Raw genomic sequence first — 12285 nt, forward strand, 5'->3', positions numbered from 1 at the left:
AAGGAAGCAGTCAGTTGTAAACGGCAGCCCACCAGTTCAGGGTGCAGGCGAACACCAGCCAGGCAACGTAGGGCAGCAGCAGCAGGCCAGCGGTCCGGCTGATGGGACCGAAGTACAGCACCGTCACCGTGACGGCGGCGACCAGCGCCAAAATAACGGCCAAAGCCAGCCACAGCGCGGCCGTGCCCAGGACGGGATACAGGCCGAAGAACACCGGAGTCCAGGCGAGGTTCAGGCCCAGCTGGACGGCATAGGCCGCCAGTGCGGGCCCGGTCCTGGACGTCCGTTTCCGCCACACCAGCCAGGCAGCCACCGCCATGGCCGCGTACAGCACCGTCCACACCGGCCCGAAGAGCCAGTTGGGCGGCGACCAGGGCGCTTTGTCAGCCGTGGCGTACCACCCGTCTACGTTGCTGACAGTGGAGAACCCGCCGAGCGCCGCAACCAGGAAGGACGCCGCCAGAAATCCGGCCAGCGCTGCTGCCTGGACGCCGGTACCGTACGGCTGGTCCCTTCCTTCCGGCGGGGACGCCACTCCATCCTTCGGCTGCATGCTTCCACCCTCGCCAACGCCCCCATGCGCGTCAAGGCAGGCACGGGCCGGGGCCTTGCTGAAAAGCCGGGAGGGCATCAGGCTTTAGACTTGAGGCTGCATGTCCGCACGCAGACACGAGTACCGAACCGCGCACGAAACCGATTGGACACGGCCCCCTTGCGAGAATTCACCGCACGATTTGCCACAGCCGAGGAAATTGAAAACTGGGACAAGCACGTCACGGCCAACCCCAACGGCGGCAACATGCTGCAGTCCGCCGCATATGCCTCAGTCAAGAACGGCAGCGGCTGGAAAGTCCGGTTCCTGGTGCTGGAGAACCCGGCAACTGCCAGCTACAACCTGGTACTCGAAAAGAGTTTCCCGCTGCTCGGCCGGCTTTGGTATCTCATCAAGGGCCCTGACCTGGCGGCTGCAGGTGACCTGAAATCAGCGCTGGAAGCCTGCGCGGCTTTCGCCCGCAGCCGGAAGCTCAACGTCTTCACCATCAAGATCGAGCCGGACGTCGTCGACTCCGAGGAGGCCCGGGCGCACCTGCATGACGCAGGGCTGGTCAAGGCACCCAACATCCAGTCCAACGACTCCACGGCCCTGCTGGACATTTCCGGACCGGAAGAAGCGGTGTTCAAGGCCATCTCCTCCCGCGCCCGCAACGCCATCCGCCGCGCTGAGCGGGAAGGCTGCGAAGTGGTCCGCGAGGAACACGGACCGGAAACCTACCGGGCCCTTTATGACCTCATGGCCGACACCGTCAAGGCCAAAGGCTCCATGCCCCTGCGCAGCTACGAGTACTATGCCGCCTTCTGGGACGAGTTCTGCAACCGCGGCCAAGGCAGTTTCTTCTTCACCTACGAGGACGGAAAGCCCAGCGTGGGAGCCTTCGTCATCAACTACGGGGCAAAAGCCACCTATAAGGACGGCGGCTCCATCCAGAACCGCAGGCAATACGGTGATTCCCACCTGGTGCAGTGGGCAGCCATCCGGCGCATGCAGGAACTGGGCTGCACGGAATACGACTTCTGCGGCACGCCGCCAGCCTCCCGGATCAAGGACAAGACCCACAACCTGTACGGCATGGGTATGTTCAAGACCAGCTTCACCAAGACGGTCACCGACTTCGTGGGATGCCACGACTACGTTCTCTCGCCCGTGAAACACCGGCTCTGGGTTAACGGAGCAGAGAAGGTCTTCCGCCGGATCGAAACCGCACGCACCGGCCAGCAGTTCTACTGACCCGCGGGCAGGAGCGCCCCGCCGGCTGCCCTGCCCCATCCCGACCGACCTCGCCCGCTGCCCGCCATTGCCAGGCACTTATCCGTGAAGAAGGTAACTCCTTGAATGCAATCCCCGCCGCCGATCTCGAGTTCGCCGTGCTCAGCGACGCCGAATTCGAGCAGTTCGCGCTGAAGCACCCGCAGAACAGCTTTCTCCAATCCGTTGACTTTGCCCGGTTCCAGCGCGCCAGGGGACAGCAGGTGGAGCTCTTCGGCGTCCGCCAGGACGGCGAACTGGTTGCAGCGGGGAAACTGAACTACACCACCACCCGGCTGGGATACACAGTCTGCGAATGCGCCAAGGGACCCCTGATGGACTACACGGACCCTGACCTGGTGCGTGCCGTCGTCGGCCTCCTCCGGCAACGCGCGGCCGAGCGCAAGGCCGCCGAACTGCGGATCTCCCCGAACCTCAGGTACATCGCCCGTGACGCCGATGGCGCCGAGCACCCCGAGATCGAGGACAACCGGCCGCTGGTGGCACAGCTCGGCGGGCTGGGCCTCCGGCACCAGGGCCTGGACATGAACTTCGTGAACGTGAACTGGATGTTCATCAAAAACCTCGAAGGCATCCAGGACGCGGAAGAACTGATCATGGGCACCAGCTACCGGACCCGGAAGGCCATTCGGAAGGCCGAGAAGAACGGCGTCTTCCTGGAACAGGCAACCCTGGACACCCTCGACGAGTTCTACGGCGCCCTGAGCCGGGCCGGTGACGAAAAGGGCTTTGTGTACCGGGAGCGCGCCTACTACGAGCAGCTGCTCCGCACCACGTCGCCTGAGTTCACCAAGCTCATGATGGCCAAGATCGACATCCCCGCCTACAGGAAGTCCATCACGGAGCGGCTTGCCGCTGAATCAGACACCGCTGATGAATTGCGCCATGAGGTGGCGGAGACCGGCAGCAAGAAAAAGAACAACCGCCTCAAAGTGGTGCAGGACCTGGTGGACAGCTACGAGCGAAGCCTTAAGGACATCGAGCGCTTTCCCGACTCGGTGGGCGTGGCCACCGTGGCCGCGATCCACTTCGTCTGCTACGGCGACGAGGTGGTCTGCGTCATCGGCGGCACGGTGCAGGACTACATCTACTTCAACGGCGCTACCTCGCTGTACTGGGGAATGATGCTCCACGCCCTCGAAAAGGGTTATCCGCGGTACAACTTCTACGGGACGTTCGGCATCTCCGGCCAAGACGAGGAAGGCCACGGGGGCTACGCGTTCAAGAAGGGCTTCGGCGGGGAAGTAGTGCAGCTCCTGGGCGACTTCGTGCTGCCTGTCCGGCCCGCCGTATTCCACGCCAACAGGCTCGCCCGGATGGCAGCCGGCGCCGCACGCATCGTACTGGGCAAACTGCCGCTGAAGCGCTCCGCCTGACGCCGCCTGCACACCACCACAACGGGAGGAGGACCATGACTGACCGACCCGAGCGCCCCGGCGCCCGATCCCCGAAGGCCAGGCCGCACACGGACGGCCTGCCCAAGACCGAGCCGCTGACTCCCTCCCAGCTGCGGCAGAACGCTGCGGCCAAGAGGATGCTGCGTCGCCTGGTCCAGGGTGAAAACCCGCCCACGGCTCCCTTGAGCATCGTGGACAGGCTCACCGGCAGCCCCTACGCGAACCCCACGATCCAGGTGGGAGGGGTGGATACCTCCGCCCGCAAGACCCTGGACTTCGCCCTGCACCTGGCAGAAACCATGTTCCGCTACGGTGCGGGTGCCCTGGAGGTGGAGACCAGCATCATTGCAGTCACTGCCGCCCTGGGGCTGAAGAACATCGAGGTGGACATCACCAACCAGTCCGTTGGCATCAACTACGCCCCCAAGGACCAGACGCCCATCGCGCTGCTGCGCGTAGTCCGCTCCTGGACCAACAACTACGCCGGCCTGGCCAAGGTCCACCAGCTGGTGACCGACATCGTCGCCGGGGGAGTGGGCCGGGACGAGGCCATCCGGCGGCTGGAGGAGGCAATCACCAGCCCCAAGCCGTTCCCGCGCTGGATGGTGACCGCGGCGTTCGGCGTTTTTGCTGCAGCCTTCGTTGCCGTGCTGGGCGGCGGACCGGCGTCCTCTGCCATAGCGTTCGCAGCCAACATCGGGGTGAGCCTGCTGGCCCGCCAGCTGGGCCGGTGGCGGGTTCCCGACTTCTTCATAACGGCCAGCTGTTCCTTTGTGGTGACGCAGTTGGCGCTGGTCCTCTGGCAGTTTGGCCTGACAGCGTCGCCGGCCATCGTGGTGGTGGGAGGCATCCTCCTGCTCCTGCCCACTGGACGCCTCGTCTCCTCTGTGCAGGACGCCATCAACGGCTTCCCTGTTACGGCCGCAGGGCGGTTCCTGTCCACGCTGCTCACTTTTGGGGCCATCGTGGCAGGCATCGCCGTCGCCTTCGTGGTGGGGGAGCTGACCGGCATGCAGCGCATTGACGTGACGCAGACCTTTCCGCCGGCCTACGACCTTTGGGTGCTGGTCATCCTCGTTGCCGTGGCGGTGATGGCCATCGGGGTCACGGAACAAACCACCTGGCAGCTCCTGCTTCCCACCGCGGCGGTGGGGGTTGCCGGCTACTTCGTCCTGCTGGGCGGCGGCCTGCTGGGCATCGGGGACCGGTTCTCTCCGGCGCTGGCCGCAGTGGCCATCGGCCTGCTGGCCCGCGTCGTCGCACTGAGGATGGGTGCACCCCAGCTGGTGGTGGCCGTGCCCGCGGCGCTGATCCTGCTGCCGGGCCTCACCATTTTCCGGTCCATGTACGTGCTCACCATCGAGGAAGCCGAGATCCTGCTGGGTGCCGGCGGGATGCTCAACGCCGGAGCCATCGTCCTGGGAACGGCCGGCGGGATCGTCCTTGGCGACACGCTGGCGCGGCCGCTGACCCGCAGCCTTGCCAGCAACGAGCGGCGGCGCGCCCGCCGCCGCTGACGGCTGCCTGGAGCCGGTTTAGATCTGTCCTACGGGCAATTTCTTCTCCGCCTGGAAATCGTCCTCAACACGGCCTTTTGCCCAGTAACCGGACAGGGACACCTGTTTGCGTTCTAAGCCACGCTGTACAAAGAAAACATCGCGCAGCGCCTTCATGTAGCCGCGTTCGCCATGGGCAAAAACGTCCACCCGGCCAGCGGGCCAGCCTGCCCCTGCCACCGCCTGCACCAGCAGGCCGCTCTCGCCCGCAGGTACGCCACGACGGAACAGCCAGTGGAGCTTCACTCCGGCGGGGGCGGCGATCTGCTGGATGTCGGCCTCGGAATCAACCTCAAGGAAGGCGAGGCCGGCGGCCTCGGCCGGCAAGGACTCTATGCAGGCCGCAACGGCGGGCAATGCCGCCTCGTCCCCGGCGAACAGGTACCAGTCAGCGTCCGGCGCCGGGTTGTACGCCCCTCCCGGCCCGGTGAAGGTCAGGGTGTCGCCCGGCCGGGCCTTCGCCGCCCACGGTCCGGCCAGCCCTTCGTCGCCGTGGACTACAAAATCGATGGCAAGCTCCCTGGCTGCGGGATCCACCCAGCGCAGCGTGTACGTGCGCGTGAAAGGCCATTGTTCCCGCGGCATGCTCTCGCGGATGCTCCACAGGTCCAGCGGGGAGGGGTAGGCGACGCCCGGCTGCGGGAAGGCAATCTTCACGTACCGGTCAACGAAGCCGTTGTCGACGAAGTCCGCAAAGCCGTCCCCGCCGGCAACAATCCGCACCATGTGGGGCGAGAGCTGTTCCCGGCGCAGCACGGCGAGGTTGACCTGCGGTCGGCTCTTCTTGGTGGCGCTGGTGGCGGCGGGAACAATGCTCATAAGGCAAGCCTAAGCTAGGGTACCGGCGGAAGCTCCCAGGTTACGCCCGGCGCACCCTGCTCCCGCAGCAGCGCGTTGACGCGGCTGAACGGCCGCGAACCAAAGAACCCGCGGGCCGCCGACAGGGGGCTGGGATGCGCGCTGGACACAGCCGGAACCCCCGGCAGCAGCGGACGCACGCTCTCCGCATCCTTTCCCCACAGCACGGCAACCAGCGGCAGGCGTGACCCGTCCGGAGCCCGCCGCCCGGCCACGGCCTGGACGGCCGCCGTCGTAATCTCCTCCCAGCCCTTCCTGCGGTGCGACCCTGCGGCTCCGGCCCTTACGGTCATCACGCGGTTCAGCAGCAGTACCCCCTGTCCGGCCCAGGCGGAAAGGTCGCCGTGGACCCTCGCGGGAAGCCCCAGATCCGCCTCCAGCTCCCGGTAGATGTTCGCCAGGCTCCGCGGGATGGGCCGGACGTGCGGATCAACGGAGAAGGCCAGGCCGACGGCGTGCCCCGGCGTGGGGTACGGATCCTGCCCTACGATCAGGACTTTCACCTCCGCGAGCGGCTGGCGGAACGCCCGCAGGACGTTCGACGGCGCCGGCAGCACCGGGTGCCCGGCCGCCTCTTCGCCGGCAAGGAAGGTGAGCACGTCCCTGAGTCCGCTGTCCACGCCCGCCAGGGCGTCTGCCCAGTCGGGCGCCATCAGCTCCTTCAGCGGCAGCTTCGCCAGTTCGGCGAAACCTTGCCCGCGCGCCGGATCCTGCGCCAGTTCGAAAAGGGCATCTGATTCAAACACCGTCCCATTCTCGCAGGGCGGCCACTGTGCCCCGGTCCGCCAGGCCCCCGGCACAAATGACAACAGTGTTATTCGTCCGTAGCATGGGGGTCAGACATTTTACGTAACCAGCAAGGGAGAGTGCGCCGTGGCGGAACCAGCTCGGGAGCACCTGCCGGAGCAGGAACAACGGAACGCCCTCCTGCCGGATTTCAGGCTGCGGGATTCCCCCCTGAACGAGCGTGACCAGCAGATGCTCGCCCTGGAACGGCAGTGGTGGAAGTACGCCGGTGCCAAGGAACAGGCCATTAGGGAACTCTTCAATCTCTCCGCGACGCACTATTACCAGCTCCTCAACGCCCTGATCGACACCGAGGATGCGCTGGCCCACGACCCCATGCTGGTCAAGAGATTGCGTAGACTACGTACGTCGCGTCACCGTGCACGCACTGCACGGCGCCTGGGGTCCGACGCATAAGACGCTCACGCTGGTTCCTCAGCAGCAACACGCAAGGATGTCTCATTCCCATGACCAAATACGCCCGCGATGAATTCGACAAGGTCCCGGAGACCGCGTCGCGACAAGGTGTCCATCGCACAGCCTCTGCTCCGTCACGGGTCCGGCTGTGGCCCGTCCTGGCGGTGGGATGCGTTGCCCTGGCCATCGGGCTGGTTTCCTTCTTGATCCTGCCCAAGCTGGGATTTGCCGGTCCGGCAAGCCAGGCCTCGTCGAGCCTGGAAGCGCCGCTGGCCGGAGCGGGGTCGACCCCTTCCGCGGAGCCGGGCGCGTCCACCGCCCCCTCGGCAGAGCCTGAGCCCTCCGCCGCGCAGGAAACGGCCGGAACCGACACGGTCCCCGCAACTGGGACGGGGCCTAGCACCCGGCCCACGGCGCAGGCTTCGTCCGTAGACAAAACCCAGGCCGTGGCGGTCTACAACGCCGCCGGGACCGCCGGGCTGGCAAGCCGTGTAGGCGGAACCGTGCAGGCGGACGGCTGGCCCCTGGGACAGGTGGGGAACTGGGCCGGCGCGCCGCAGCAGGGCTCCGTCATTTTCTATTCGGGGCCAGCCCAACGGGCCAACGCAGAAGCCCTCGCGGAACTCCTGGGCGTCCCCACTGTGGTCAGCAGCACCGAATTCCAGGTACCGCTGGTGGTTGTGCTGGGCCCGGGGTACCGGTAAGCCCGGTTCTTTCACCGGCCGCGCTGCGCGGGGCCGCACCCGGTCCGGGGGCACAGCGTTACGCCTGAATAACGTTTGCCCGCAGCACCGCCGGGTGCCAGCGGCACCAACATGCATTGGCTAGAGTAAATTCCGGGCTTCGGCCCGGCACGGCGGCACCGGCGCAGCATCCCCGGACCTAACGGAAAGAGTGGTCACCATGGCACGAGGAACCGTCAAGTGGTTCAACGCGGAAAAGGGCTACGGGTTCATCACCGTTGACGGCTCCGGCGACGACATCTTCGTCCACTGGTCTGCCATCCAGGGCGAAGGTTACCGGGCACTGGACGAGGGGCAGCGGGTGGAACTGGAAGTCGGCGAAGGCGAGAAGGGCCCCCAGGCGGAAAGCGTCCGGCCGGCCGAGTGAAGCATCTGTTTGTCCCTGCCCGGGCCCTCCGTCCTGCGTTCGCCGCTGCCCTCTGCTCCACGCTGGCCCTCACCGCCTGTTCCGGGGTCACCGGAAACGCCCGCGTGGAAACAGCGGAGGCGTCCGGTGACGGCGCCCTGCGGATTGGCCTCATTCTGGACAACGCGGGGCAAAGCAGCTTCCTGAACGCGCCCCAGGCGGCCGCAGCCAAGCTCGCAGTCAAAGAAATAAATGCTGCCGGCGGCCACAAAGGCCGGCCCGTGGAACTGCTGCCCTATGAAGCCGGCCAGAATACAGCGGCGCAGGCGCAGGCTTTGGTCCAGGCCAAGGCCGACGTAGTGATCGGCCCCACCGACTCCAGCCACGCCAAGGCCGCCGTGGACATCCTCTCCCGGGCCAGGACGCCGATGATCTCGCCGGCCAACACCGCGGCCGGGCTCAGCAGCATCCCCAGCGGCGGATACTACTTCCGGACGGCGGCCGCCGACGTCGCGCAGGGACCGGTGCTGGCTAAGCTCGCCAAGGACGCCGGCGCCTCCACCGTCTTCGTGATGTTTCAGGAAGGTGCCTACGGCACCGACGTCTCCGCCGCCGTCGCCGATTCCGCGGAACAGGCCGGCCTGGACGTGGTTGCCACGGTCGGCTTCAAACCGGGTGAAGCGGGAAGTGCCGCTGCCGCCGCCCGCGGGGCGGAACCCGCCGCCGTCATCCTGGTGGCCCGCGACGGCGCCCAGGGTGCCCTGGCCGAACTCAACAACGCCGCCCTGGCCGGTTCGAAGATCATCCTCAGTGAAGGCGCCTTCGGCCGCTACGCGTCCAAGCTGGGAACCAAAGCCCTGGAGGGCGCCCGTGCCGTGGTCCCCGGAGAGCTGCCATCGGCCGCCTTCCAGGAAAGGCTCCTGGGCATCGATCCGGGCCTGAAGGATGTGTCCTTCGCAGCGGAGACGTATGATGCCGTGACCCTCGCGGCCCTCGCGGCTGCCAAGGCCGAGGACGACTCCGGCCGCTCAATAGCGGCGAACCTCGTCGCCGTCTCCGGCGGGACTGCGGCCGGAGCGGCCGGAGCGGCCGGCGGGGCTGCAACGGCGCCGGGCCCGCCCTGCCCCGGCTACAGGGAATGCCTTGCAGTGAAGGCCTCCGGTGCCGGCATTGATTACGACGGCGAATCCGGCCCGGTTGCCTTCGACGCCAACGGTGACATCACCTCGGCAACGTTCACGGTATTCACCTACGGGGCAGACAACAATCCAACGCCCACCGGCCGCGAAACTGCAGGACGCGCCGGCTGATCGCCGTTGGCGTAGAGATGCCCGCCGCAGCGGTTTCCGCGCCCTTTTCGCTTGCACTCTCACGTGGGGAGTGCTAATTATTGACTTAGCACTCTGACGTACCGACTGCTAAAGCAAAGCCTGGTTCCGGCCGGCGGCGCGCGGCAGCGGGCGAGGAGCGAAGAAACACCTTACTGGAGTGAGATCCGCACCCGGAGGCATACAGAGGCCGCCGGCAAAGGGTCGTCCGTCGCGGGCACTGCAGCGAAGGTTCATTCTTAACGACTGTCCCGAAAGGACTACTGCCGTTATGGCCAAGATCATTGCATTTGATGAAGAGGCACGCCGCGGCCTTGAGCGGGGCCTGAACACCCTCGCCGACGCCGTTAAGGTCACCCTCGGCCCGCGTGGACGCAACGTCGTCCTCGAAAAGAAGTGGGGCGCTCCCACGATCACCAACGATGGTGTTTCCATCGCCAAGGAGATCGAGCTGGACGATCCTTACGAGAAGATCGGCGCCGAGCTGGTCAAGGAAGTTGCCAAGAAGACCGACGACGTCGCTGGCGACGGAACCACCACCGCTACCGTGCTGGCCCAGGCCCTCGTCAAGGAAGGCCTGCGCAACGTTGCCGCCGGCGCCGACCCGCTGTCCCTCAAGCGCGGCATCGAAAAGGCCGTTGAGGCCGTCACCGCCGAGCTGCTGAACTCCGCCAAGGAGATCGAAACCAAGGAAGAGATTGCCGCAACGGCATCCATCTCTGCCGGTGACGAGGAAATCGGTGCGCTGATCGCCGAAGCCCTGGACAAGGTGGGCAAGGAAGGCGTCATCACGGTCGAGGAATCCAACACCTTCGGCCTGGAGCTCGAACTCACCGAAGGCATGCGCTTCGACAAGGGCTACATTTCCGCGTACTTCGTTACCGACGCGGAGCGCCAGGAAACGGTCCTCGAGGATCCGTACATCCTGATCGTCAACTCCAAGATCTCCAACGTCAAGGAACTGGTTGCTGTCCTCGAAAAGGTCATGCAGTCCAACAAGCCGCTGCTGATCATCGCCGAGGACATCGAGGGCGAGGCCCTGGCCACCCTGATCGTCAACAAGATCCGCGGCACCTTCAAGTCCGTGGCCGTCAAGGCTCCGGGCTTCGGTGACCGCCGCAAGGCACAGCTTGCCGACATCGCTGTCCTCACCGGCGGCCAGGTCATCTCCGAGGAAGTCGGACTCAAGCTGGAAAACGCCGGCCTGGAACTCCTGGGCAAGGCGCGCAAGGTTGTTGTCACCAAGGACGAGACCACCATCGTCGAGGGTGCCGGCGACGCCGACCAGATCGCCGGCCGTGTGTCCCAGATCCGCGCCGAGATCGAGAACTCCGATTCGGACTACGACCGCGAGAAGCTGCAGGAACGCCTGGCCAAGCTGGCCGGCGGCGTTGCAGTCATCAAGGCCGGTGCCGCAACCGAGGTTGAGCTCAAGGAGCGCAAGCACCGCATCGAAGACGCAGTGCGCAACGCCAAGGCCGCTGTTGAAGAAGGCATCGTTGCCGGTGGCGGCGTGGCCCTCATCCAGGCCGGCGCCAAGGCATTCGCCAACCTGCAGCTGTCCGGCGACGAGGCCACCGGTGCCAACATCGTCCGCGTGGCCATCGATGCTCCGCTGAAGCAGATCGCCTTCAACGCCGGCCTGGAGCCGGGCGTTGTGGTGGACAAGGTTCGCGGCCTGCCCGCAGGACACGGCCTGAACGCCGCAACCGGCGAGTACGTCGACCTGCTGGCTGCCGGCGTGAACGACCCCGTCAAGGTTACCCGCTCTGCCCTGCAGAACGCGGCTTCCATTGCCGGCCTGTTCCTCACCACCGAAGCTGTAGTTGCCGACAAGCCGGAGAAGAACCCGGCCCCCATGGGCGGCGGCGACGACATGGGCGGCATGGGCGGCTTCTAAGCCCTCCTGCCGGGCCTTGTCCCGCTGTAAACAAAATGCGGCCCCCTCACTGAGGGGGCCGCATTTGTTTTCGTGGAGTGGTTGCGGCAAAGGCCCGGTTTGTCCTGCCGGTCTGGGAGGATGGACCGGTGACAATTACTGCAGCGGCCGACGGTTCGGCCTTGGGAAACCCCGGTCCGGCCGGCTGGGCCTGGTACGTGAACGACGATTGCTGGCGCGCCGGAGGATGGCCCCACGGGACGAACAACCAAGGCGAGCTGATGGCGGTCCTGGACCTGTTGCGGGCCACGGCGCACCTTCCCCAGGAGGACCTGCACATCCTCTGCGACAGCCAGTACGTCATCAACTCGATCACCAAGTGGATGCCGGGATGGAAGCGCAAAGGCTGGCGCAAGGCCGACGGCAAGCCGGTCCTCAACGTGGACCTGCTCAAGGAGCTGGACCGGGAGCTCACCGGCCGGAAGTACACTTTCGAGTGGGTCAAGGGGCATGCCGGACATGACTTGAACGAAGCCGCGGACGAGCGCGCCAGGGCGGCGGCGACGGCGTATCAGCAGGGGGTGGCAGCCCGGTCCGGACCCGGTTTTCCCGGCGCCCACCACGCGCCCCACTCCCCGGCTGCCAAGGGCGCGCCGGCGGTTAAGGACGTGCCATCGGTCCAGGACGCCCGCCGCGCACCGCGGGAAGCCGGAACCGTGCCAGGAGCCTATGAGGAGCCGGACCTTTTCAGCCAGCTGGACAATGGCGCTTTCGGCGAACCGGACGCGGCAGCCCGGCCAGGTGCCGTCCCGCCCGAGGGCATGGTGGAGGAACTGGAACGTGAGCTGCTGGGCCCCCTGGTACGCGGGGACATCGGCCGGACTGCTGTCCTCCTGCACCCCGATTTCATGGAGATCGGCAGCTCGGGCAGGGTGTGGACCCGCGATGCCATGATGATGGCCCTCGAGGAGGACCCCGGGGAGCGGACGGACATTGAGATTCTTGGCGTGGACCGTATTGGCGCTGACGCGGTCCTGCTGACGTACCGCAGCTTCGCGCGCTCGGGCACCACGCTCAGAAGCTCGCTGTGGGTGCTGGACGGCGACCGTTGGCGGCTGAGGTTCCACCAAGGTACTCCTGAGGCTTAGCC

General features: G+C 66.3%; 12 protein-coding genes. 9 read left to right on the forward strand and 3 right to left on the reverse strand.

Annotation, left to right across the window (positions count from 1 at the left end):
* Positions 1 to 10 precede the first annotated feature (10 nt).
* Positions 11 to 553, reverse strand: a complete 543-nt coding sequence (locus tag Q9R30_RS08470) for a TspO/MBR family protein (RefSeq protein WP_311217322.1) — start codon at positions 551 to 553, stop codon at positions 11 to 13.
* A gap of 159 nt (positions 554 to 712) precedes the next feature.
* Here Q9R30_RS08470 and Q9R30_RS08475 point away from each other — a divergent pair, with 159 nt between their 5' ends.
* The 3 genes from Q9R30_RS08475 to Q9R30_RS08485 all read left to right on the forward strand — a co-directional run bounded on the left by Q9R30_RS08475 (position 713) and on the right by Q9R30_RS08485 (position 4739).
* On the forward strand, positions 713 to 1786 hold the full coding sequence (locus tag Q9R30_RS08475; RefSeq protein WP_104996870.1) for a peptidoglycan bridge formation glycyltransferase FemA/FemB family protein: 1074 nt from the start codon (positions 713 to 715) through the stop codon (positions 1784 to 1786).
* A 101-nt stretch (positions 1787 to 1887) separates the two neighbouring features.
* Positions 1888 to 3201, forward strand: coding sequence for a peptidoglycan bridge formation glycyltransferase FemA/FemB family protein (locus Q9R30_RS08480; RefSeq protein ID WP_104996871.1), 1314 nt, complete (start codon positions 1888 to 1890; stop codon positions 3199 to 3201).
* Positions 3202 to 3236: 35 nt separating this feature from the next.
* Positions 3237 to 4739: a threonine/serine exporter family protein gene (locus tag Q9R30_RS08485; protein WP_311217324.1), complete on the forward strand. Its 1503-nt coding sequence runs from the start codon at positions 3237 to 3239 to the stop codon at positions 4737 to 4739.
* Positions 4740 to 4757: 18 nt separating this feature from the next.
* On the opposite strand, the gene Q9R30_RS08490 is transcribed toward Q9R30_RS08485, so the two are convergent.
* Entirely contained in the window at positions 4758 to 5597 is an 840-nt protein-coding gene (locus Q9R30_RS08490; protein ID WP_311217325.1) for a siderophore-interacting protein, read from the reverse strand.
* A gap of 14 nt (positions 5598 to 5611) precedes the next feature.
* A complete protein-coding gene (locus tag Q9R30_RS08495; protein WP_311217326.1) occupies positions 5612 to 6382 on the reverse strand; it encodes a uracil-DNA glycosylase in 771 nt (256 codons plus the stop codon).
* 127 nt (positions 6383 to 6509) lie between these two features.
* Here Q9R30_RS08495 and Q9R30_RS08500 point away from each other — a divergent pair, with 127 nt between their 5' ends.
* From Q9R30_RS08500 to Q9R30_RS08525, 6 genes are all read left to right on the forward strand, one after another.
* Complete coding sequence (locus tag Q9R30_RS08500) at positions 6510 to 6839, forward strand: DUF3263 domain-containing protein (protein ID WP_104996875.1); 330 nt, start codon at positions 6510 to 6512, stop codon at positions 6837 to 6839.
* A 50-nt stretch (positions 6840 to 6889) separates the two neighbouring features.
* Positions 6890 to 7543 carry a LytR C-terminal domain-containing protein gene (locus Q9R30_RS08505; protein ID WP_104996876.1) on the forward strand — a complete coding sequence of 218 codons (654 nt, stop codon included), beginning with the start codon at positions 6890 to 6892 and terminating at the stop codon, positions 7541 to 7543.
* 199 nt (positions 7544 to 7742) lie between these two features.
* Entirely contained in the window at positions 7743 to 7949 is a 207-nt protein-coding gene (locus tag Q9R30_RS08510; RefSeq protein WP_146031895.1) for a cold-shock protein, read from the forward strand.
* A complete protein-coding gene (locus Q9R30_RS08515) occupies positions 7946 to 9238 on the forward strand; it encodes an ABC transporter substrate-binding protein (RefSeq protein WP_311217327.1) in 1293 nt (430 codons plus the stop codon). The genes Q9R30_RS08510 and Q9R30_RS08515 overlap by 4 nt, the downstream gene beginning before the upstream one ends.
* A 289-nt stretch (positions 9239 to 9527) precedes the next feature.
* Positions 9528 to 11156 (forward strand): chaperonin GroEL, encoded by a 1629-nt coding sequence (gene groL, locus Q9R30_RS08520; protein ID WP_104996878.1) that lies wholly within the window; start codon positions 9528 to 9530, stop codon positions 11154 to 11156.
* A 128-nt stretch (positions 11157 to 11284) separates the two neighbouring features.
* Positions 11285 to 12283, forward strand: coding sequence for a ribonuclease HI family protein (locus Q9R30_RS08525; RefSeq protein ID WP_104999620.1), 999 nt, complete (start codon positions 11285 to 11287; stop codon positions 12281 to 12283).
* The last annotated feature ends 2 nt before the right edge of the window (positions 12284 to 12285 follow it).

The organism is Arthrobacter sp. AB6, from assembly GCF_031844545.1.
GTDB lineage: Bacteria > Actinomycetota > Actinomycetes > Actinomycetales > Micrococcaceae > Arthrobacter.